This is a genomic window from Pseudoalteromonas sp. SG43-7 (assembly GCF_014164295.1).
GTDB lineage: Bacteria > Pseudomonadota > Gammaproteobacteria > Enterobacterales > Alteromonadaceae > Pseudoalteromonas > Pseudoalteromonas rhizosphaerae.
This window is the reverse complement of sequence record NZ_JACJEY010000045.1, coordinates 1-21,598: the sequence shown is the minus strand read 5'-3', so window position 1 is coordinate 21,598 and position 21,598 is coordinate 1. Positions and strand designations below refer to the sequence as shown.

Below are 21,598 nucleotides of genomic sequence, written 5' to 3'. Positions count from 1 at the left end.
TACTTTGAATATAAGAGTGGAACTATGACTATCGACTTTGCAGCTATGGCTAATAACGTAGAGCATGCTGAGCAGCTATTAAAAATTTTAGCAAATAAAAACCGTTTAATGATTTTGTGCTCTTTGCAGGGGCGTGAAATGAGTGTTTCTGAATTAAATGCGGCTGTACCACTTGCACAGTCTGCTTTATCGCAGCATTTGGCTGCACTACGAAAAGCAAATATTGTTAGTACTCGTCGCGAAAGCCAGACCATCTATTATCGGGTGATTAACGACAACGCACAGGCTATGTTAGCCACGCTCTATGGTTTATTTTGTAAGGAATAACCAAATGGATAAGCTCGACAGTGCAGTAAAAAATAGTCTTAACGGGCGTATTCCTATCATTATTTTTGTAATGGCTGTGTTGCTTGGCATTATGGCGCTGCAGCAAACTCCCCGTGAAGAAGAACCGCAAATAGTGGTGCCGATGCTGGATATTTATGTCTCAGCTCCTAACATTGAAGCTCCCGAAGTGGCAAGGCTGGTCACGCAACCACTCGAGAAGTTATTGGCGCAATTACGCGGTGTTGAGCATATTTATTCAACCACACAAAGTAATGGCACAGTGGTGACATTGCGCTTTACTGTGGGTCATGATCGTGAACAAGCAATCCTCGATACTTACGCCAAACTATATAGTTATCAACATACCATGGCGTCATTTATTAGCTCATGGCAGGTGCGCCCGGTCGAAGTAAATGACGTGCCGATTGTGATGCTAGGCTTATTTAGTAAAGATCCTAAATTATATAACGACTATGAGTTAACCCGTTTTGCTAACGAAATTGCGAATAGTTTACAGCGCATAGAAAACACCAGTGAAGTTAAAGTGATTGCTGGGCGCAAACGCACTTTAACGGTCAATTTAGATGCGACGGCCCTAGCAGCTCATCAAACTACGCTCAGCGATGTTTATTATGCACTGAGTGTATCTAATCAATTATCTCAGGTTGGCAGTGTTGTTAATGCAGAGCAACAAATCATGCTACAAGCTGGTGATGTGTTACGAACAAAAGCCGCGATTGAGCAGCTTGTTGTAAATGTTATTAACGGCAAAAGTGTTTATTTAAAAGATATTGCAAAAGTACTCGATGGACCAAGTGAGCCTGAAAATTATCAGTGGCTAGCGCAATCTGATACCACACAAGAGCATCCTTTAGTCACCTTAAGTGTTGCTAAAAAAGCGGGCACAAATGCAGTCGCGGTCGCAAATGATGTACACGCAATGATGGCTGATTTAAAAACTAATTTTTTACCTTCGCAAATAGATTACACAATACTTAGAGACTACGGGCAAACCGCTAACGAAAAAGTGAATAACTTAACCTCAAGCTTAGTGTTTGCGGTATTTACCGTAGTGATTTTTGTTGGTGTATTTTTAGGCTGGCGAGCCGCTATCGTTGTTGGTTTAGCTGTGCCAATTTGTTATGGCATAACCTTAAGCCTCGATTTTGCGTTTGGTTACACCATCAACCGAGTAACGTTATTTGCATTGATATTATCACTGGGCTTGCTGGTGGATGATCCGATAACGGGCATTGATAATATTAGCCGTTTTTTACAAAACAAAGGCAATAAAAAACAACAGATTGTCGCTGCAATGAGCGAAATACGTGGGGCATTATTAATGTCGACACTGACCATCATGGTGGCTTTTATTCCTTTGGCTTATATCACTGGCATGATGGGCCCATATATGGCACCAATGGCATTTAATGTGCCTGTAAGCGTGATGGTCTCAACCATTGTGGCATTCTTTGTAACTCCTTGGCTTGCCATGAAGTTATTAAAACAACCGGTTGTTGAGCACAATGATTTAACTTCCCCTAAAGTAGCTATTTATGAACGCTTATTAACGCCTTTACTGGCCAGTAAAGGGCGCGCAAAACTGATTTTATGGGCAACCTTAGGATTATTTATTATCAGTGCATTGCTGCCCGTGATGCGAATTGTGCCGCTGAAGTTATTGCCGTTTGATAATAAAAATGAACTACAAGTACTGATAGATATGCCCGAGGGGACGAATCTGGAGCAAACAACACTGACCGCTCGTAAAGTACAAGCAATAACATGGCAGCTTAGTGAAGTAAGTGAAATAGCTGCGTATGTAGGGCAACCATCAAGCATGGATTTTAATGGTATGGTGCGCGGTTATTATCGCCGTGAGGCCGCTAATTTAGCTGAGCTTAGAGTATTACTATTAGACAAAGCGCAGCGCGAGCAACAGTCTCATGGTGTCGTGATGCGTTTACGTAAACAGCTTGAGCCATTGGCCGTTAATGGCATTGTGATAAAAGTGGTTGAAGTTCCACCCGGGCCGCCAGTATTTAGCACCTTAGTGGCTGAAGTGTATCGTGATCCGTTTGTTGATACGCAAACCCACCATCAAGCGGCTCAACAAGTTGCACAACGACTGAAGCAAGAGCCCCATGTGGTTGAAGTTGATACAAGTATTGCAGCCACGGCACCGATGCAGCGCTTTATTACCGATAAAGCCAAGGCGGCTTTGTCGGCGGTATCAACACAAGATATTGCCAATACATTAACGATTGCATCTGCGGGTAAAAATGTGGGCGTAATGTATGTCAGTGGTGAAACGCAGCCCGTTGAGATCAAAATGCAATTACCATATCAGCAGCGAAACCAATTAGCGCAACTGCTTGCTATACAAATCAGAGGTGATAGAGAGCTGGCAAAATCAACTAATGAGTTTGGTTTAACTAGTGCGCCACGACCGTTGGTGGCTTTATCTGAGCTGGGTGAATTTCATAACCTAAATGTCGCAAAACCGATTATGCGTAAAGACCAACGCGAGGTTGTATACGTGATGGCAGAGCTTAATGGCCGTACTCCTGCAGAAATCATTGCGGACGTAAATGCTGATTTAAATGTAAGTAGCGATGATTTTGAGCAAACAAATTGGTTAGCCCGCAGCTTTTTTAATAACGGTGGAACTCAGGCTTGGCAATTACCACAAGGCACGCATGTAACGTTTAGTGGTGAAGGTGAATGGCGGATCACAATTGATGTGTTTAGAGATATGGGAATTGCGTTTGCTTTTGCGTTAACCGCCATTTTTATTATTTTACGAATACAAACGCAATCTGCCAGTTTATCGCTGATTATTATGTCGGCTATTCCACTTACTGTGATTGGTATTATGCCGGGTTTTTGGTTATTAAATCAGTTTGGTGAGCGCTCCATAGCCGGTGCTCCAGAGCCTGTGCTATTCACCGCAACAGCGATGATCGGCATGATAGCACTTGCTGGTATTGTGGTGCGTAACTCGCTTATTTTAGTTGAGTTTATTAATCAAGCTCGCGGGCAAGGGATGGCAATAAAAGCGGCATTGATTGCCGCAGGCACAACGCGGATGCGGCCAGTATTACTGACTGCTGGCACAACTTTATTAGGCAACTTAGTGATTACGTTAGACCCCGTATTTAGTGGTCTTGCTATCGCTATTATTTTTGGCATTGTGGCATCAACATTGTTTTCGTTGTTTGTGGTGCCGCTAGTTTATTATTTAGTGTTTGCGAACACACAAACAACCGAGGATGAAGCTCATGCAAGGTAAATCAAAACTGTTCGGCTCAATCATTGCGTTGCTAGTGATTATTGTTGCTGTGCTTTATATGGCAGGCAGCTTTTCAAATAAACAAGCCGCAGGAAATAAACCCGTATTAGCAACGACATATGAGGGAAAAGTCGCTACCGTTGAGCGGACGGCGATCAAGCGCAGTGAAGATGTTCCCGGTACTGTGATTGCAAAACAAAACACGCAAATTTCGTCACGAGTGATGGCACAAGTGGAACGTTTAAATGTACGTGCTGGTGATAGTGTTGTGCAAGGCGATGTTCTCATTACTTTGCAGCAAGACGATTTTAAAGCGCAATTGGCACAAAGTGATGCGCAAATAAAAGCCATTCAAGCGTCACTTACACAAGCTGATAAACAGCTTAAGCGCGTAACTGACTTATATTCACAAGGGTTGGTATCGGTTAGTGATAATGATGAGGCAAAAGCGAAATTTGATAACTTAACCGCAAGCTTAGCTGTTGCCAAGCAACAGCAAACCCAAGCACAAGTCGCACTTGAATTTACCCGTATAAAAGCGCCCATTTCTGGAGTTGTTGTAGAGCGGTTAGTTGAACCAGGTGATACCGCAGTGCCTGGTTCACCTTTATTGGCACTTTATAATCCACAACAATTACAGCTTGAATTTAATGTACGAGAACGTCAGGCAATTAGCCTCACACTGGGTCAAAGCTTAACGGTCAGTTTGCCTTCACTTAATATAACCGCTGTTGCGGTGGTGAGTGAAATTGTTCCGATTGCCGATAGTGCTGCACGTAGTATGTTAATTCGTTTAGAGTTGCCAACACAATCAAACTTGATGCCTGGTTTATATGCACAGCTTCACTTGCCACTGGATACCGAGCAAGGAATTTTAATTGAGCCAAGTTGGGTGCATGAGTACGGTCAATTAGCCATGGTATATGTTATTAACGAGCAAAAGATTGAGCGCCGCTTTGTTCGTTTAGGGGAGGTGATTAATGCTAAACAGCATATTATCGCCGGGCTTAACGCCGGCGACACATTAGCGGTGGATTTTAAACCTAAATGAAGGTCGCAACTTCATCGAGTGATTTTTTCACCAAGGCATGATTAGGCACAGTAGCATCATCACTTGGGTAACCGACAATGAGCAGCATATAGGGGCGTTCGTTGTCTTTGTCGCGGCCACAAATGTCGGTTAAAAAGCTCATTGGTTTAGGTGTGTGAGTTAGTGTTGCAAGCCCTGCGCGATGTAATGCTTGAATTAAAAAGCCGGTGGCAATACCGACTGACTCATGCACATAGTAGTTGGTGTTTTTATCATCAGTATTTAAGCCGCCTTTCTTTTGGCTGAATACGGCAATTAGCCAAGGTGCATGCTCTAAATAAGGTTTGCTGGCATCAGTGCCTAATGGCTTTAGAGCATCTAACCACTCTTCACCAGCGCGGCCTTCATAAAATGAGCGTTCTAATTTCTCGGCTGCTTCACGAATTTGCTTTTTCACATCACTACTATAAATTGCTACAAAATGCCACGGTTGGTGGTTTGCACCACTTGGTGCTGTAGCTGCCGCTTTAATGCAGGTTTGAATAATATCTTTTGGCACTGGGCGGTCGCTAAAACTACGAATTGTATGACGGCGCTGGCTGGTCGTTAAAAACTCATTAGCGCGTTCTAGCATCTGTTCATGTGGATATTCAATAAAGTCTGTAAGTGGTTGGTGGTCATGTTGCTGCATGGCTTTTCGCTTCTTATTAAATGTTGATAACTATTTTTATACCCAGTAGCGAGATTGGGTGCAAGTAATATCTACTTTACAGTCATGTTATTTCCTAAAATAATGATTATTAATTGCACGTTGTATTCACAGATTGTTCAGCTATATTTGCATACAGTATAGTTCGAAATTAAGAATGCATGGGTAGCTAAAAACAAAGCAACATTATTACAAGCACATGCTTTGAATACTCAGCCGAGCATACCGGCAGTCATTATTTAGACATTCAAAAATCATTAGTGCAGGCAGATTTTGTCGATAACTTAGTTATATAAAGTTATCGCTAGTGCAAGCTGATGATGAAAATAACTACCGCAGTATTAAATACAGCTTTGAGTTAGTGTTACTTCAGAATTTAAGTTCACCTCTCCTAAGAGTGAAACCAAGCCGCACTTATTGCGGCTTTTCTGTGGCTCTAAAATGAGTTAACTCGTTTGTAAGCCATTTCTTACTGGTGATTTGTGTATCATCTTCAAGAATAACAGCATAAGGTTTGCCACTCCATGAGCTTTTACTGGCAAGATTCTCAATAAACTCATCAGCGGTTTTAGCGTAGCGTTTGCCTTTGCGGTATTTCATAGCAAGATGATCAGCGGCTTCGGTGCTGGTGTGTTGATCACCGTTACGAATGAAAGTCGCGTTGCTTTGCGCGATAAAGCTGAGCAAATGAGTGACTTCTTGTTCAGCGGTTGCCGCAAAGCTCAACTGACTAACCGTGAGTAAAAGGCAAGCCATCAGCCTGTATATAGTGTGGGTTAAGTCTTTCATCTGTAGCCTCATTTAATCCAAAAAGTTTATTACGTTACCTGTGCCATCAAAAAAAGGTAAAGCTCTGAATAAAACTGATGTGCTAATGCATGTGCTGGTATAACTTTCAGCTATTAATACCTTATTTATTATGTAGAATAATACATCAATAAGGTCAATTAAATTATCATGGCTTATTAATTATCTGATAGGGATACTGTTTTGGTACTTGCATTGAACTTGCCGGGACAATATTTTTTACAAAAATAAAGGTGGAATTATGAACAGCTCAGATCGCGCTATTGACGAACTAGTACTTGGGTTTTGGCGATTATTAGATTGGCAAATTACTCCACAACAGTGTTTAACTTTTCTTGAGCAAGCAATTGAAGCCGGTGTAAGGCACACCGATCACGCTGACATTTACGGTGGATATGGTTGTGAGGCAGAGTTTGGTAAAGCTTTAGCTTTAAAGCCAAGTATTCGTGATGAGATCAAAATTATTACTAAGTGTGGTATCAAACCTGCTTTTGCAAGCTTAGGGTTAGCAGGCCAAGCTAATCATTACGATTCGAGTGCCGCACATATTATTAGCTCAGCACAGCAATCGTTAAAGCATTTTAATACCGATAGATTAGATGCATTACTTATTCATCGCCCTGATTATTTGATGAATGCAGACGAAGTAGCTGAGGCATTCACTACTCTTAAGCAAAATGGTGATGTACTCGATTTTGGTGTATCAAACTTTACGCCATCACAACTAAGTTTATTGCAGTCGCGTCTTGATTTTGAATTGGTGACCAATCAAATTGAATTTTCACCGTATGAAATGCAAGCACTTGATGATGGTAGTTTAGACCAATGTCAGTTACTTGATATTAAACCTATGTGTTGGTCACCTTTGGCTGGCGGTCGCATTTTTGCAGAAAATGATGAAAAAGCGATTCGCCTGCGTCAAGTACTTGAGCAAGTCGGCAGCGAAATTGGTGCAAGTTCTATTGATCAAGTGGTTTACGCGTGGTTATTAATGCACCCAAGTTCCCCATCAGTGGTACTGGGTACTGGCAACATTGAGCGTGTTAAATCGGCTGTTGCCGCTAAGCAGTTAAAACTCAGTCGTGAACAATGGTATCGTATTTGGCAAGGTTCAACAGGGCACAGTGTGCCATAGGAGTTGTAAGTTTTAAGCTATAAGCAGTCTGAGTTGAGGGTAAGTCTTGATATAAAATATGAACTTAGCCGCTTACCGCTTACCAAGATCGAGAAAGGGCCTTACGGCCCTTAGTGTTGCAGCAAGTAACACATTCTTTTTATAGGCTAAAGTCCATTGAAAAAGCAACGTAAGCCTTAATATCACTGTCATCCATATCGGTATCAGATAGACCAAAAGTGAAGCCATCTTTAGAGATAGATACACCGTAATCGATGATATCGTCATCACCAATAAAATCACCAGAGTAGTGGCCTAAGTGTAAGGCCATTTCAGTGCCATTAGTACCAACTGCGAAACCGTAATCTGCAGTCAGGTATAACGAATCACCAAAGTCTGTGCCATCACCGCTTGCGGCTGAAGTTGCAAGAACTGATGCGCCAAAGCTAAAGCCACCCATACTGATGCTACCGTAAATTTCAGAAAAATCAGCGTCTGCGCCAGAAGCTGCATCAGGGTAAGCGTAATAGATGTAGCCAACGTCATAGCTCATATTTTCATTAATATCGCCACCAAAACCAGCATAGAGATCAAGCTCGTAGGTCATTTCATCGGCCCAGCTTGCATTTGAAGCCCAAGTACCAGCATAAAAACCTGATTCGTTGGCATAATCAATACCACCTGAAATTGCAGCATCACCACCGGTTTGTTCTTGACCACGCCATAAGTAGTTTGAAGTTGCTGCGGCATTGGCTGTTACTTCTGCATATGCTGCTGTAGATGTTGCACCCATGAGTACAAGTGTGCTGATCGCAATTGCTGATTTTAGTTTTAACATGTTTGGTATCCTGTTGTTATGCTGATTTTTTGGCTCGCAATTATTAATTAGATTGCAGTCTATAATTGCGGATCCTATTTTTAGTTGTCTACTAGGGTAATAGCACTGCTTGTGCCAAGTTAAATGAAAAGCAATAATTTATATTTAAATTACTTTATAAACAAAGGTATAAATATTTATAGTGAAAGGAGGAGATTGTTTTTTACGAAGCTTGCGCACTTTATTGGTGCGTAAAAAAACCCGCATGCACAACTCAGTTGCAGCGGGTTTTTGTATTTTTTACTGTGGTTTAACCAAAAATAGTACGCATTAGGCTGATTGTTTCGTTCACGCCACGGCCTTTTTGTACTTCGCTGATAATTGAATCACGCTTTGCGCGAATATGCTCAGGCATATCGTCAGCAGCAAGTGCGCGATCAACAAGTATTTCAGCAGACTCTTTACCACGACGCACTTTTCTAGTGCCAGTGGTAGTTGTACGCTTTGGCTTGCTCAATAACTTGATGTAGTTAGAGTTTTCAGGCGTGTTTTTGTCTGCATGATAGAAAAAGCACGGAATTAATGCTTTGATTGCAACAAGTTGTTGATCCAGCTCGCTGTCACCACTTGCCATTTTAAACCAAGACATACCATGAACTGCTTGGACAATATCCTGCCAATAACGCGCAAAGTCACGATTATTTAATTTAGTAATAGCCAATGCTGAACAAAGTGCATCTAAACGGGTGTTATTAATTGGTGTAAAAACATCTGGGCGGCGCATTGCTAATAGACGAGTTGCCGGTGCAAGCGTTGGCTTTTCATTGCTATCAGTAAAGGCTTTTAAATATTTGACCACAAATTCTTGGTAATCAGCTTCAGTTACTTCACCTTCTAAAGGTATATGTGCTAATGCTTCATCAAATAATGCCGGCAGGTCGGCAAGCATTTGATGAAAAGCTTTGGCGCTTTTAGTAGAGCTAAACCATTCGACATCAAAATTATAACTACTTGGATCCAGTGCAGAAGTATGTTTACCACTAAATGCTAATAAATCTTCAGGGATCATCTCTTTCAGTGATTGCTCGCGAATACCAGCTATATAGTTGGCAAGGCGTAACTGTTCATCAAGGGCTAACACATCTTTATGCTGCTCTATAAATACACTAACTACAGGCCAAGGCGCTACGCGTAATGTTTTCAATTGTAAGAAGCTAATTGCTGAAACTAATAAGTCATTAAGCTTTTTTAAAATTGGTAATTGATTGGTTTCGAGTAAATCATGATTAATACGGTCACGGCTAGCATTAAGTAGTTCATAGCACCAACCTAAGAAGTCTTCAGGATGATTTTCTATTTTCACCGCCATCAGGTTTAAGCTGATTTCAGAAGCCTGCTTTAGAATATTTTGATAAATATGGCCTTCTTGTTCGCCTAATGCCATTTGTGAAGGTGAAATGAGCAATTTTTTCATGCCTGATGGTACTCCGGTTAAATACATTTTTCAGTTGTTTAATTTTAGCGCAAAACGTCTTAAAACAACAGGGCTGTGCATCATACCGAAGAATACAGGGGATGCAATCTTGATAAGTTAAATCTGCACAAGATTGCATTTAAAGGGTTTAATCTGCTTATTCAAGTGAAAATAACTGCTCTACAGTAGTTTCAAACTGCCGAGCTATCTTCAATGCAATGATCACTGAAGGTGTAAAGCGTGATGTTTCGACCGTGCTGATTGTTTTGCGTGAAACGGCGCTAGCATCGGCTAGCTCTTGCTGTGAAAGCCCCGCGGCTTTGCGAAATTCAGCTATATGGTTTTGCAGCTAAAGGTATCAAAATGTTTCAGTAACAATTCATATATTCACTGTAGAATGCAGGAAATTGCATTTTTCTTCGTTGCACAATGATTTTAATGCTAACTCCCGCTATGATAAGAACATTATTTGCACATTTGAAAGGACCATCATGAAGACCTTATTTAAAGTTATTGGTGTCATATTATTATTGCTTGTTGCTTTAATTATTGCTGCACCGTTTTTAATTCCAACCGATGCCATTTTTAATAAAGTCTCTGAGCAGGTTGAGCAAACCACTGGGCGTACTTTAACTATTAAAGGCGATAAAACATTATCCGTTTTTCCTTCTTTGAAGCTTGAACTTGAAGATGTGCATTTTGCCAATATGAAAACTGGCTCACGTGCAGATATGGCAAGCATGCAGCAACTTGCAGTTCATATTCCTTGGTTTTCGCTATTTGGTGGTGAACTTAAACTAGAAAAGTTTGTGATCAATGAACCCAATATTCTGCTTGAAACAGATAAAAATGGTAAAGCTAACTGGCAGTTATTTGATGCAGTAGCTGCGAAACCTGAGCAGCAAACTCAAGCAGGTGAGGCAGTCAAACTACCTGAAAACTTTGATATTCAATTAGGTGAAGTGGCTATATATGGTGGGTCGTTTACTTATTTAGATGGTCAAACGGGAGCTAAACAGCAAATTAGCGATTTAGAATTGGCTATCTTACTGCCTTCACTGCATAAATCACTCGAAGTCAAAGGTGGGATCACTTATATGCAAGAGCGCTTTGAGCTTGATGTAACAGTTGATAACCCAGCTAAAGCAATAGCAGGTGATACATTTAATGTGACAACTGATGTCACTTCAAAGTTAGTTGATGTTGAGTTTAAAGGCTTAATAGCCGGTCAAGGTAAAGATATTCAAGGTCAATTAGCGCTCAGTGGTGATTCAGTAAAAGACATTGCTAAATGGCAGGGAGTCGAGCTGAACGCTAAAGAAAGCGCCTTTAATGCATTTAGTGTTAGTGGCAAAATGCGTATGCAAGGTGATAAGTTCAACCTAGCTGAATTAGTCGCCACTCTTGATGCATTAGAGATCAAAGGAAAAAGCGAGCTTAATTTAGGTAAGCGTTTAGCCGTTAATGCTGACATCGATTTAGGTATGCTGGACTTAAATCCTTACTTACCTGAGGTGGTAGCGCCAGCAGAGAAACCAGAACCTAAAAGTGACGAGCCAGCCAAACCAATTGTATGGGATGACACAAAAATGGATTTAAGTGGCTTAAATGCCTTAGATGCGAATGTGGTGATCCGTTCAAGTGGCTTAAAAGCAAATGAAATCAAACTTGGCGCTAATCAATTCACTGTAAACCTTAACAAAGGCGTAGCGAAAATTAGCCTAGGTAAGTTTGCCGCCTACGAAGGTAATGGTAAAGGCACTGTAACAGTTAATGCGAAACAAGCTCCTTACAAAATCAGCACCAACTTCTCGTTAGATAAAATAGACGCACAACCATTGCTGACAGATGCCGCTGGCTTCGATAAGCTAATGGGCAAAGGCTCACTCAATTGGGACTTAGCAACATCAGGTCAGAGCCAAAAAGACTTTATGAGTGCCCTACAGGGTAAACTAGCATTTGAATTTGCCGATGGTGCAGTAAAAGGCGCCAACATTGCTGAAATGGTTCGCAAAGGCAAAGAGCTAATTAAGGGTAACTTTGGTGCAATATCCGAAGGGCTAGATACTGGCTTTGATAATTCCCAGCAAACTGACTTCTCTGCGCTAACGGGTAGCTTTAACTTTACCAATGGCGTAGGTAAAAACACAGATCTGAGTTTGTTAAGTCCATTAGTACGTATTAGTGGTGAAGGGGATGTTAATCTACCCGCAACGACAGTTAACTACCGCTTAGTGACAGGCATAGTCGATTCACTCGAAGGGCAGGGGACCAAAGATGATAGTACCGGCTTTAAAATTCCAGTACGAATCAAAGGACCATTTCATGATGTTGGCATCAGCTTAGATGTAAGCAAAGCGGCAGAAGATGAAGTAAAAGAAAAAGCGAAAGATAAAATTAAAGATAAGTTAAAAGGTTTGTTTGGCAAATAATGCCGATTTTATTCGGTGATAAAACAATCAGGGCATAAAATTGCCCTGATTGTTTTATAATCAATGCTAAAATAGCAAAATATGTTTCATCGACAAAACAACCATCCTCGTTATTCTAAATTAATTAAAAAATAACCTACCACTACCCCCGCAATGCTGATACAATTGCCCGCCCTTGGGAGACAACTAGATTGTTTTTTGAGTGGTTTTTAACCTAAATGTCTTGATTTTAAACAAATTTAAGACAGTTGTAATAACTACACCGGAGGTCATTAACATGATCCAAATGCAAACTCAGCTGGAAGTTGCTGATAACAGCGGCGCTCGCAAAGTGCAGTGTATTAAAGTCTTAGGCGGTTCGCACCGTCGTTATGCAGCGATTGGTGACATCATTAAAGTTTCTGTTAAAGAAGCGATTCCTCGCGGTAAAGTGAAGAAAGGTGATGTTAAAAACGCGGTAGTTGTGCGTACTAAGAAAGGCGTTCGTCGTCCAGATGGTTCTTTGATCCGTTTTGACAGCAATGCGGCTGTTATCTTAAATGATAACTTGCAGCCAATTGGTACACGTATTTTCGGCCCTGTGACTCGCGAACTTCGTAATGATAAGTTCATGAAAATCGTTTCACTAGCCCCAGAAGTACTGTAAGGAGTCAATCATGGCAGCAAAAATCCGTCGTGATGACGAAGTAATCGTTCTAGCAGGTAAAGACAAAGGTAAGCGCGGCAAAGTGCTTTCAGTTGTTACCGAGTCTGGTCGAGTATTTGTCGAAGGCATTAACTTAATCAAGAAGCACCAAAAGCCGGTTCCACAATTGAACCAGCCAGGTGGTATTGTTGAGAAAGAAGCGTCTATTGACGTATCAAACGTTGCGATCTTCAACTCGGAAACGAGTAAAGCAGATCGTGTAGGTTTCAAGATTGAAGATGGTAAGAAATTACGTATCTTTAAATCTACTGGTAAAACTATCTAATAGTTGGAGTAGAATGATGGCGAAACTGCATGAAGTATATAAAGACAAAGTAGTTGCTGAACTTCAAGAGAAGTTTGGTTTCAGCTCTGTCATGCAAGTCCCTCAGATCGAAAAGATCACATTGAATATGGGCGTGGGCGAAGCCCTAGCTGACAAGAAAATTCTAGACAACGCTGTTGCGGATCTAGAAGCAATCGCTGGTCAGAAGCCACTCATTACTAAAGCACGCAAATCTGTTGCTGGCTTTAAAGTACGTGAAGGCTACCCAATTGGTTGTAAAGTAACCCTACGCGGCGAGCGTATGTGGGACTTTTTTGAGCGTTTGGTTTCAATCGCTATCCCACGTATCCGTGACTTCCGTGGTGTAAGTGCTAAGTCTTTTGATGGACGTGGTAACTACAGCATGGGCGTACGTGAACAAATCATCTTCCCAGAAATTGATTATGATAAAGTAGACCGCGTACGCGGTATGGATATCACAATCACTACATCTGCGAAAACAGATGAGGAAGGCCGTGCGTTGTTAGAAGCGTTTAACTTCCCATTCAAGAAATAAGGGTAGGGTTATGGCAAAGAATTCTATGAAAGCGCGCGAAGCAAAGCGCACGAAATTAGTTGCTCAGTTCGCTGAAAAGCGCGCAGCACTAAAAGCTATCATCAGTGATGTGAAAACATCTGACGATGATCGTTGGGACGCGGTACTTAAGCTACAAGCTTTACCACGTGATTCTAGCCCTGCACGTCAACGTAATCGTTGTAACATTACGGGCCGCCCACATGGTTACCTTCGCAAATTCGGCATGAGCCGTATCAAAGTTCGCGAAGCAGCTATGCGCGGTGAAATTCCTGGCCTTAAAAAGGCTAGCTGGTAATAGAATCACGGGAGTAAGACTATGAGCTTGCAAGATCCTATCGCGGATTTGTTTACACGAATTCGTAACGGTCAGTCAGCGAAAAAAGTATCTGTAACGATGCCTAATTCAAAGCTGAAAGTAGCATTAGCTAAAGTATTAAAAGATGAAGGTTATATCGTTGATTTCACAATCAGCGGTGATGTTAAACCTGAGCTTTCTATCGAGTTGAAATACTTCGAAGGCAAAGCTGTTATTGAAAATATCCAGCGTGTTAGCCGCCCTGGTTTGCGTATCTATAAGAGACGTGACGAATTACCAAAGGTAATGGGTGGTCTAGGTATCGCTATCGTATCAACTTCTAAAGGCCTAATGACAGACCGCGCCGCACGTAGTGCTGGTGTTGGTGGTGAAATCATTGGTTTTGTAGCTTAATCGGAGGGGAACTATGTCTCGCATAGCAAAGGCACCAATTAATGTTCCTGCCGGTGTAGAAGTTACATTAAAAGGCCAGGACATCACAGTTAAAGGCAAAAACGGCGAATTAACGCGTACTATCAACTCTGCAGTTGAAGTACAACTTAACGACAACGTTATTACAACTTTACCTCGTGAAGGCGTAGCCAATGCATGGGCACAAGCAGGTACTGCTCGCGCTCTAATCAACAATATGATTGTTGGTACGCATGAAGGTTACGAGAAGAAACTTCAGTTAGTAGGCGTTGGTTACCGTGCTGCAGCTAAGGGTAAAACATTAGATTTAACTCTTGGTTTCTCACACCCAGTTAATTTCGCAGTTCCTGAAGGAATTACGATTGAAACTCCAAGCCAAACAGAAGTTCTAGTTAAGGGCGTAGATAAGCAGTTAGTTGGTCAAACAGCTGCTAACATTCGTGCATACCGTAAACCTGAGCCTTATAAAGGTAAAGGTGTTCGTTATTCAGATGAGAATGTACGCCGTAAAGAGGCTAAGAAGAAGTAAGGTAAGACGATGGATAAAAAAACAGCTCGTCTACGTCGTGCTAAACGCACTCGTAGAAATTATATTGAACAAGGCACAACGCGTCTTGTTATCCACCGCACGCCACGTCACATTTACGCTCAAGTTGTAAACGCTGAGGGTAATGTACTGGCTGCTGCTTCTACTGTTGAGAAAGCTATTAGCGAAACAGTTAAAGGCACAGGCAACGTTGCAGCTGCGCAAGCAGTTGGTAAAGCGGTTGCTGAACGTGCGGCTGACAAAGGCATCGAAAAGATTGCTTTTGATCGCAGTGGCTTTAAATATCACGGCCGTGTGAAGGCGCTAGCAGATGCTGCGCGTGAAGCCGGTTTGCAATTCTAGGAGTAGACAATGGCTAACGTAGAAGCAAAGCAACAACAGCCTGATCTAGCTGAAAAGCTAATCGCGGTGAACCGTGTGTCTAAAGTAGTTAAAGGTGGTCGTATCTTTAGCTTCACTGCACTAACTGTAGTTGGTGACGGCGCAGGTAAAGTAGGTTTCGGTTATGGTAAAGCACGTGAAGTTCCAGCTGCTATTCAAAAAGCAATGGAAAAAGCACGTCGTAACATGATCAACGTAGACCTAAATGGCAACACATTACAGCATCCTGTTAAAGGACGTCATGCTGGCTCTCTTGTGTTTATGAAACCAGCATCTGAAGGTACTGGTATCATCGCAGGTGGTGCTATGCGTGCAGTACTAGAAGTTACTGGTGTGCAGAACGTACTTTCTAAATGTTACGGTTCTACTAACCCGATCAACGTTGTACGTGCAACGATCTCAGCTCTTGAGAATATGAATTCTCCTCAGTCGATCGCTGCAAAACGTGGTCTTCGAGTAGACGAGATTCTGGGGTAAACCATGGCTAATAAAACTGTAAAAGTAACACAAGTAAAGAGCTCTATCGGTCGTTTACCGAAACATAAAGCTACATTACGCGGTCTTGGTTTACGTCGTATCAATCACACTGTTGAGTTAGAAGACACAGCATGTGTACGTGGTATGATCAACCAAGTTTCATACATGGTTAAGGTTGAGGGGTAATTCGAATGCATTTGAATACACTTTCTCCTGCTGCAGGTTCTAAATCTGCTGGTAAACGTGTTGGTCGTGGTATCGGTTCTGGTCTAGGTAAGACTGGTGGCCGTGGTCACAAAGGTCAAAAGTCACGTTCTGGCGGTAAAGTACGCGTTGGTTTTGAAGGCGGTCAAATGCCTATGCAACGTCGTCTACCTAAGTTTGGTTTCACTTCTCGCAAATCTTTAGTATCTGCAGAAATAAACCTATACGAGATCGCTAAAGTTGAAGGCGATGTGGTAGACCTAGGTACGCTACAGGCAGCTGGTCTAGTTAAAAAGAACGTTCTGTTCGTTAAAGTTGTTAAATCTGGCGAAGTTTCACGCGCTGTTACCGTTAAAGGCCTTAAAGCCTCTAAAGGTGCTCGCGAAGCTATCGAAGCCGCCGGAGGCAAGGTAGAAGACTAAGGAAGTACTAATGGCTAAACCAGGTCAAGATACACAAAGTGCACAAAGTGGGCTTTCGGAATTGAAACGTCGATTACTATTCGTATTGGGCGCTATCATTATTTACCGTCTAGGTTCATTTGTGCCAATCCCTGGGATTGACGCCGCTGTACTTGCCGATTTCTTCGAGCAACAAAAGGGCACCATTGTTGAAATGTTCAACATGTTCAGCGGTGGTGCGCTTGAGCGCGCTTCGGTGTTAGCACTGGGTATAATGCCTTACATCACAGCTTCAATTATTACGCAACTATTAACGCATATGTATCCTCCGTTTATAGAGCTTAAGAAAGAAGGTGAACAAGGTCGTAAGAAAATTAGCCAGTACACACGCTACGGCACGCTCTTGCTTGCTACTATCCAATCGATCGGTATTGCCACAAGCTTACCGGGTATGATGGACGGGTTAGTTGTTAACCCAGGTCTCGGTTTCTACTTCACCGCAGTGGTGAGTTTAGTAACTGGTACTATGTTCCTGATGTGGTTGGGCGAGCAAATAACTGAACGTGGTATCGGTAACGGTATCTCAGTTCTAATATTTGTTGGTATTGTAGCTAACCTGCCGTCTGCTATTGGTTCGACAGCCGAAATGGCGCGCCAAGGTGATTTACATGTTTTAGCACTGTTATTGATTGCGGTAATCGTATTCGCTGTTACTTATCTTGTAGTGTTCTTTGAACGTGGACAACGTCGTATCGTCGTTAACTACGCAAAGCGCCAACAAGGTCGTCAAGTATTTGCTGCCCAAAGCACGCATTTACCACTAAAAGTAAACATGGCGGGTGTTATTCCACCAATCTTTGCTAGCAGTATAATTCTGTTCCCTGGTACTATTGCCAGCTGGTTCGGCCAGGGTGAAGGTCCTGTCGCTGATGTGCTACAAGCGATTGCTACAACGTTGACTCCAGGTCAGCCTTTGTATGCAATAGTTTTAGCTGCGGCTATTATCTTCTTCTGCTTTTTCTACACAGCGTTGGTTTTTAACCCACGTGAAACAGCAGATAACCTGAAAAAATCTGGCGCATTTATCCCAGGTATTCGTCCAGGCGAGCAGACATCGAAATACATTGATAAAGTGATGACACGCCTGACATTGGCAGGTGCTTTGTATATAACCTTTATCTGTCTGGTGCCCGAATTCATGACCATGGCATGGCAAACGCCATTCTACTTCGGCGGTACATCAATTTTGATTATCGTTGTTGTGATCATGGACTTTATGGCACAAGTACAGACTCATATGATGTCTCATCAATATGATTCTGTGCTGAAAAAAGCGAACCTTAAAGGCTACGGTCGATAAGGTCAGTTTACGGAGTTGAGCAATGAAAGTACGTGCTTCCGTTAAGAAAATATGCCGTAACTGTAAAGTTATTAAACGTGCCGGTGTTGTACGTGTAATTTGCAGTGAGCCTAAGCATAAGCAAAGGCAAGGTTAATTTATAAGTCGTGCAGGCTGAGGTTTCTCGGCCTGTGTTTTCAGTTGTGATTTGGTCTTCGTTTGAGTATCCTTACGGGCTCTTCAAACAGATGATAACCGAATTCAAATATAGGAGATGTGTTAGTGGCCCGTATCGCTGGCATTAACGTCCCTGATCATAAACATGCAGTTATTGGTTTAACAGCTATTTATGGCATAGGTAAGACTCGCTCTAAGGCTATCTTAGTAGCGACTGGTATCGCCGAAACCACAAAAATCGGTGAACTTTCAGACGAAACACTTGACGTATTGCGTGAAGCAGTTGGCAAGTACACTGTAGAAGGTGATCTTCGTCGTGAAGTTACTTTGAATATCAAGCGCCTTATGGACCTTGGTTGTTACCGTGGCCTACGTCACCGTCGCTCTTTACCACTACGTGGTCAAAGAACAAAGACTAACGCGCGTACCCGTAAGGGTCCTCGTAAGCCTATTAAGCGATAAGGGGATAGTATTATGGCTAAGACACCAATTCGTCGTAAAAAGGTTAAAAAGCAAGTTGCTGATGGTATGGCTCATGTTCATGCTTCTTTCAACAACACTATTGTTACAATTACCGACCGTCAAGGTAATGCACTATCATGGGCTACTGCCGGTGGTTCAGGTTTCCGTGGTTCACGTAAATCTACACCATTCGCTGCTCAGGTTGCTGCAGAGCGTGCAGGTACTGCTGCTCAAGAATACGGTTTAAAAAATCTAGAAGTTTTCATCAAAGGTCCAGGTCCAGGTCGTGAATCTGCTGTACGTGCTTTGAATGCTGCTGGTTACCGTATCACCAACATTACTGACGTGACGCCAATACCACACAATGGTTGTCGTCCACCGAAGAAACGTCGCGTTTAACAATAGGTTAGGAGAAATAACATGGCAAGATATTTGGGCCCTAAGCTCAAGCTGAGTCGTCGTGAAGGTACTGACCTGTTCCTTAAGAGCGGCGTAAGAGCTATCGACTCTAAGTGTAAACTTGAGACTGCACCTGGTCAGCACGGCGCTCGTAAAGGTCGCTTATCTGATTACGGTTTACAATTACGTGAAAAGCAAAAAGTACGTCGTATCTACGGTGTATTAGAAAAGCAATTCCGTAACTACTACAAAGAAGCTGCTCGCCTTAAGGGCAACACAGGTGAAAACTTGTTACAGCTTTTAGAGCAACGTTTAGACAATGTTGTATACCGCATGGGTTTTGCAAGCACACGTGCTGAAGCACGTCAGTTAGTAAGCCACAAAGCGGTTTTAGTTAATGGTCGTGTAGTGAACATTCCTTCATTCGTAATTACTCCAGAAGATGTAGTAGTTATCCGTGAAAAGTCTAAGACACAAGCTCGTATCATCGCTGCTCTAGAACTAGCCGAGCAACGTGAAAAACCGACTTGGGTTGAAGTTGACGGTAAGAAAATGGAAGGTAATTTCAAACGCCTACCAGAGCGTTCAGACCTGTCTGCGGACATCAATGAACAACTAATCGTCGAACTTTACTCTAAGTAAAGTTAAGAGTTAAGAGAGGATAAAATGCAGGGTTCTGTTACAGAATTTCTAAAACCAAGGTTAGTCGATATCGACGCTATTAACCCAACTCGTTCTAAAGTAGTTTTAGAGCCATTAGAGCGTGGCTTCGGTCATACTCTTGGGAATGCCTTACGCCGTATACTTCTTTCGTCAATGCCAGGATGTGCAGTAACCGAAGTTGAAATCGACGGTGTGTTGCACGAATACAGCGCGAAAGAAGGCGTACAAGAAGACATCATTGAAATTCTGTTAAATCTTAAAGGTCTAGCAGTTACTTTGGAAGGTAAAGATGAAGTTTTTCTTACCCTGACTAAGTCTGGTGTAGGCCCTGTGACTGCGGCTGATATTCAGCACGACGGCGATGTAACCATTGCCAACCCAGATCATATTATTTGTCATTTAACGGCAGATAATAGTGCGATCAGCATGCGAATTCGTGTTGAACGTGGTCGTGGGTATGTGCCGGCATCTAGCCGTTTATCCTCTGATGACGATGAGCGTCCAATTGGTAGATTGTTGCTTGATGCATCATTTAGCCCAGTTGAACGTATTGCGTACTCGGTTGAATCAGCACGTGTTGAACAACGTACAGACTTAGACAAGTTAATCATTGATATGGAAACAAACGGCACTATAGATCCAGAAGAAGCGATCCGCCGTGCGTCGACTATCTTAGCTGAGCAGCTAGAAGCATTCGTAGACTTACGTGATGTTACTGAGCCAGAAGAGAAAGAAGAGAAGCCAGAATTCGATCCTATTCTACTTCGTCCAGTTGATGATCTTGAACTAACAGTGCGTTCAGCAAACTGTTTGAAAGCCGAGCAAATTCAATATATCGGTGATTTAGTTCAGCGCACAGAAGTCGAGCTTCTTAAAACGCCTAACTTAGGCAAGAAGTCTCTGACTGAAATTAAAGACGTGCTAGCTTCACGTGGTCTATCTCTAGGTATGCGCCTAGAAAATTGGCCACCTGCAAGCCTAGCTGAATAATCTAAATCACTATATTAGTTTAGTTAGAAGGATAGGGTCATGCGCCATCGTAAGAGTGGTCGTCAATTAAACCGTAACAGCAGCCATCGTAAAGCGATGTTCAGCAATATGGCAGGTTCTTTGGTGAAACATGAAATCATCAAAACTACTTTGCCAAAAGCGAAAGAGTTACGTCGTGTAATTGAACCTTTAATCACACTGGCTAAGACTGACAGTGTAGCAAATCGCCGTTTAGCGTTTGCTCGCACGCGTGATAAAGAAGTAGTTGGTAAGTTGTTCAGTGAAATCGGTCCTCGCAATACAGACCGTCCAGGTGGTTACACTCGTATTATTAAGTGTGGCTTCCGTGCTGGTGACAATGCACCAATGGCTTATATTGAACTAGTAGGTCGCACATCTGCGAACGAAGAAGTTCAAGAAGACGCGCAGTCTGCTGAGTAAGTCTTAAAGACACCAAAAAGCCGAGCATAAGCTCGGCTTTTTAATATCTAAAATTTAGCAAAAAATAATATCGCTATCAGTATCCCTGTATATAGCGCAACATCTCAACTATACCATTATCAAACCAACATCTTTGTAAGCCACTAAGCGTCACTAGAATCTACTTCCCTTAATAACCATTTGTTATTCAACTAGCTCGTTAATTTAAACTTCATGATCGGTAATAACATTTATAGCTTTGAAAGTTACCCTGCTACTGAATATGTAGCTGTATAAATCTATAGAGTCTACTTTTACCTATGATTTAAATGCGTGATAACTGCGACTGTCAGTGTTTGACCCTCATAAGTTATTAACAATATACATAGGTAAAGATTATAAACTTAGGTCATTTGATCAAAATATTGATCATTTCAGTAGTGGATCGTTTTTTCGATTAAAGATTGAATCTGGGTTTCTTCATTTAACTTACACTTATATAGTTAAAAACAGGCTGGTTTAGTGTTGTTTTTGAGCGTTTAGCTTAAATACTCAGCGAACAGTGTTTTATTTTAAGTTTTCTTCAAAAAAAGGTTGATCTGTTTTTGGATCTCCCTATAATGCGACCCCACTGAGACGGCAGACAGCAACGCTTAGCGAGGCAAGAGTTAATCAGTTAGTCGAGTAAAACTTGAGTTTAGATTTTTAATAAAGTTTAAAATTAAGTGTTGACAAGAAAATAGGAAAGCGTAATATGCGCAGCCCTAGCGAGATAAAGTTTAACTTTAACCGCAACGTTCTTTAACAATATAAAGCAATCATCTGTGTGGGCACTCGTACAGATTGAGTTCTAACAGCCGA

Annotated in this window: 27 protein-coding genes; 22 read left to right on the top strand and 5 right to left on the bottom strand. The window is 42.0% G+C overall.

Annotation, left to right across the window (positions count from 1 at the left end; genetic code table 11):
• Window positions 1–24 precede the first annotated feature (24 nt).
• The 3 genes from H5200_RS17470 to H5200_RS17460 are packed head-to-tail and all read left to right on the top strand — an operon-like array spanning window position 25 to window position 4,670.
• Window positions 25–327: a metalloregulator ArsR/SmtB family transcription factor gene (locus tag H5200_RS17470; RefSeq protein WP_149983086.1), complete on the top strand. Its 303-nt coding sequence runs from the start codon at window positions 25–27 to the stop codon at window positions 325–327.
• Between the two features lie 4 nt (window positions 328–331).
• Window positions 332–3,619 (top strand): efflux RND transporter permease subunit, encoded by a 3,288-nt coding sequence (locus tag H5200_RS17465; protein WP_182762004.1) that lies wholly within the window; start codon window positions 332–334, stop codon window positions 3,617–3,619.
• A complete protein-coding gene (locus H5200_RS17460) occupies window positions 3,609–4,670 on the top strand; it encodes an efflux RND transporter periplasmic adaptor subunit (RefSeq protein WP_182762001.1) in 1,062 nt (353 codons plus the stop codon). Before H5200_RS17465 ends, H5200_RS17460 begins: the two co-directional genes overlap by 11 nt.
• Here H5200_RS17460 and H5200_RS17455 read toward each other — a convergent pair.
• Together H5200_RS17455 and H5200_RS17450 are read right to left on the bottom strand one after the other, a co-directional pair.
• Complete coding sequence (locus H5200_RS17455) at window positions 4,663–5,340, bottom strand: nitroreductase family protein (protein ID WP_182762000.1); 678 nt, start codon at window positions 5,338–5,340, stop codon at window positions 4,663–4,665. The genes H5200_RS17460 and H5200_RS17455 overlap by 8 nt on opposite strands.
• Window positions 5,341–5,772: 432 nt before the next feature.
• Complete coding sequence (locus H5200_RS17450) at window positions 5,773–6,147, bottom strand: DUF5329 domain-containing protein (RefSeq protein WP_182761998.1); 375 nt, start codon at window positions 6,145–6,147, stop codon at window positions 5,773–5,775.
• Between the two features lie 259 nt (window positions 6,148–6,406).
• On the opposite strand from H5200_RS17450, the gene H5200_RS17445 reads away from it, so the two are divergent.
• Window positions 6,407–7,300 (top strand): aldo/keto reductase family oxidoreductase, encoded by an 894-nt coding sequence (locus H5200_RS17445; protein WP_182761996.1) that lies wholly within the window; start codon window positions 6,407–6,409, stop codon window positions 7,298–7,300.
• A 139-nt stretch (window positions 7,301–7,439) separates the two neighbouring features.
• Here the strand turns inward: H5200_RS17445 and H5200_RS17440 are convergent, their stop codons facing one another.
• The 3 genes from H5200_RS17440 to H5200_RS17430 form a co-directional block, all read right to left on the bottom strand.
• Window positions 7,440–8,117 (bottom strand): TorF family putative porin, encoded by a 678-nt coding sequence (locus H5200_RS17440; protein ID WP_145241933.1) that lies wholly within the window; start codon window positions 8,115–8,117, stop codon window positions 7,440–7,442.
• A 289-nt stretch (window positions 8,118–8,406) separates the two neighbouring features.
• On the bottom strand, window positions 8,407–9,570 hold the full coding sequence (locus H5200_RS17435; protein WP_145241931.1) for a hypothetical protein: 1,164 nt from the start codon (window positions 9,568–9,570) through the stop codon (window positions 8,407–8,409).
• A gap of 157 nt (window positions 9,571–9,727) precedes the next feature.
• On the bottom strand, window positions 9,728–9,919 hold the full coding sequence (locus H5200_RS17430) for a helix-turn-helix transcriptional regulator (protein WP_182719227.1): 192 nt from the start codon (window positions 9,917–9,919) through the stop codon (window positions 9,728–9,730).
• A 142-nt stretch (window positions 9,920–10,061) separates the two neighbouring features.
• Here H5200_RS17430 and H5200_RS17425 point away from each other — a divergent pair, with 142 nt between their 5' ends.
• The 18 genes from H5200_RS17425 (at window position 10,062) to rplQ (ending at window position 20,758) form a co-directional block, all read left to right on the top strand.
• On the top strand, window positions 10,062–12,002 hold the full coding sequence (locus H5200_RS17425) for an AsmA family protein (protein WP_182761994.1): 1,941 nt from the start codon (window positions 10,062–10,064) through the stop codon (window positions 12,000–12,002).
• A gap of 277 nt (window positions 12,003–12,279) precedes the next feature.
• Window positions 12,280–12,648: a 50S ribosomal protein L14 gene (gene rplN / locus H5200_RS17420; RefSeq protein ID WP_011329449.1), complete on the top strand. Its 369-nt coding sequence runs from the start codon at window positions 12,280–12,282 to the stop codon at window positions 12,646–12,648.
• A gap of 10 nt (window positions 12,649–12,658) precedes the next feature.
• A complete protein-coding gene (gene rplX, locus H5200_RS17415; RefSeq protein WP_016710194.1) occupies window positions 12,659–12,973 on the top strand; it encodes a 50S ribosomal protein L24 in 315 nt (104 codons plus the stop codon).
• A gap of 16 nt (window positions 12,974–12,989) precedes the next feature.
• A complete protein-coding gene (rplE, locus tag H5200_RS17410; RefSeq protein ID WP_016710195.1) occupies window positions 12,990–13,529 on the top strand; it encodes a 50S ribosomal protein L5 in 540 nt (179 codons plus the stop codon).
• A gap of 10 nt (window positions 13,530–13,539) precedes the next feature.
• Window positions 13,540–13,845, top strand: a complete 306-nt coding sequence (gene rpsN, locus H5200_RS17405; RefSeq protein ID WP_058562128.1) for a 30S ribosomal protein S14 — start codon at window positions 13,540–13,542, stop codon at window positions 13,843–13,845.
• Between the two features lie 21 nt (window positions 13,846–13,866).
• A complete protein-coding gene (rpsH, locus tag H5200_RS17400; protein WP_145241923.1) occupies window positions 13,867–14,259 on the top strand; it encodes a 30S ribosomal protein S8 in 393 nt (130 codons plus the stop codon).
• Window positions 14,260–14,272: 13 nt separating this feature from the next.
• Window positions 14,273–14,806 (top strand): 50S ribosomal protein L6, encoded by a 534-nt coding sequence (gene rplF, locus H5200_RS17395; protein ID WP_145241920.1) that lies wholly within the window; start codon window positions 14,273–14,275, stop codon window positions 14,804–14,806.
• A 9-nt stretch (window positions 14,807–14,815) separates the two neighbouring features.
• On the top strand, window positions 14,816–15,166 hold the full coding sequence (rplR, locus tag H5200_RS17390; protein ID WP_008115388.1) for a 50S ribosomal protein L18: 351 nt from the start codon (window positions 14,816–14,818) through the stop codon (window positions 15,164–15,166).
• Window positions 15,167–15,175: 9 nt separating this feature from the next.
• Window positions 15,176–15,682, top strand: coding sequence for a 30S ribosomal protein S5 (gene rpsE, locus H5200_RS17385; protein WP_002959485.1), 507 nt, complete (start codon window positions 15,176–15,178; stop codon window positions 15,680–15,682).
• 3 nt (window positions 15,683–15,685) lie between these two features.
• Window positions 15,686–15,868, top strand: a complete 183-nt coding sequence (gene rpmD / locus H5200_RS17380; protein WP_016710201.1) for a 50S ribosomal protein L30 — start codon at window positions 15,686–15,688, stop codon at window positions 15,866–15,868.
• Window positions 15,869–15,873: 5 nt separating this feature from the next.
• Window positions 15,874–16,308, top strand: coding sequence for a 50S ribosomal protein L15 (gene rplO / locus H5200_RS17375; RefSeq protein ID WP_064668467.1), 435 nt, complete (start codon window positions 15,874–15,876; stop codon window positions 16,306–16,308).
• 10 nt (window positions 16,309–16,318) lie between these two features.
• The gene (gene secY / locus H5200_RS17370; RefSeq protein WP_145241918.1) at window positions 16,319–17,647 is read left to right on the top strand and encodes a preprotein translocase subunit SecY; all 1,329 of its coding nucleotides are present in this window, start codon (window positions 16,319–16,321) and stop codon (window positions 17,645–17,647) included.
• Between the two features lie 22 nt (window positions 17,648–17,669).
• Complete coding sequence (gene rpmJ, locus H5200_RS17365) at window positions 17,670–17,783, top strand: 50S ribosomal protein L36 (RefSeq protein WP_002959476.1); 114 nt, start codon at window positions 17,670–17,672, stop codon at window positions 17,781–17,783.
• Between the two features lie 125 nt (window positions 17,784–17,908).
• Window positions 17,909–18,265 (top strand): 30S ribosomal protein S13, encoded by a 357-nt coding sequence (gene rpsM, locus H5200_RS17360; RefSeq protein ID WP_145241916.1) that lies wholly within the window; start codon window positions 17,909–17,911, stop codon window positions 18,263–18,265.
• Window positions 18,266–18,277: 12 nt separating this feature from the next.
• On the top strand, window positions 18,278–18,664 hold the full coding sequence (rpsK, locus tag H5200_RS17355) for a 30S ribosomal protein S11 (RefSeq protein WP_002959471.1): 387 nt from the start codon (window positions 18,278–18,280) through the stop codon (window positions 18,662–18,664).
• 21 nt (window positions 18,665–18,685) lie between these two features.
• Window positions 18,686–19,306, top strand: a complete 621-nt coding sequence (gene rpsD, locus H5200_RS17350; RefSeq protein WP_016710205.1) for a 30S ribosomal protein S4 — start codon at window positions 18,686–18,688, stop codon at window positions 19,304–19,306.
• A 24-nt stretch (window positions 19,307–19,330) separates the two neighbouring features.
• Window positions 19,331–20,317: a DNA-directed RNA polymerase subunit alpha gene (locus H5200_RS17345; RefSeq protein WP_145241913.1), complete on the top strand. Its 987-nt coding sequence runs from the start codon at window positions 19,331–19,333 to the stop codon at window positions 20,315–20,317.
• A 39-nt stretch (window positions 20,318–20,356) separates the two neighbouring features.
• Window positions 20,357–20,758 carry a 50S ribosomal protein L17 gene (rplQ, locus tag H5200_RS17340; RefSeq protein WP_016710207.1) on the top strand — a complete coding sequence of 134 codons (402 nt, stop codon included), beginning with the start codon at window positions 20,357–20,359 and terminating at the stop codon, window positions 20,756–20,758.
• The last annotated feature ends 840 nt before the right edge of the window (window positions 20,759–21,598 follow it).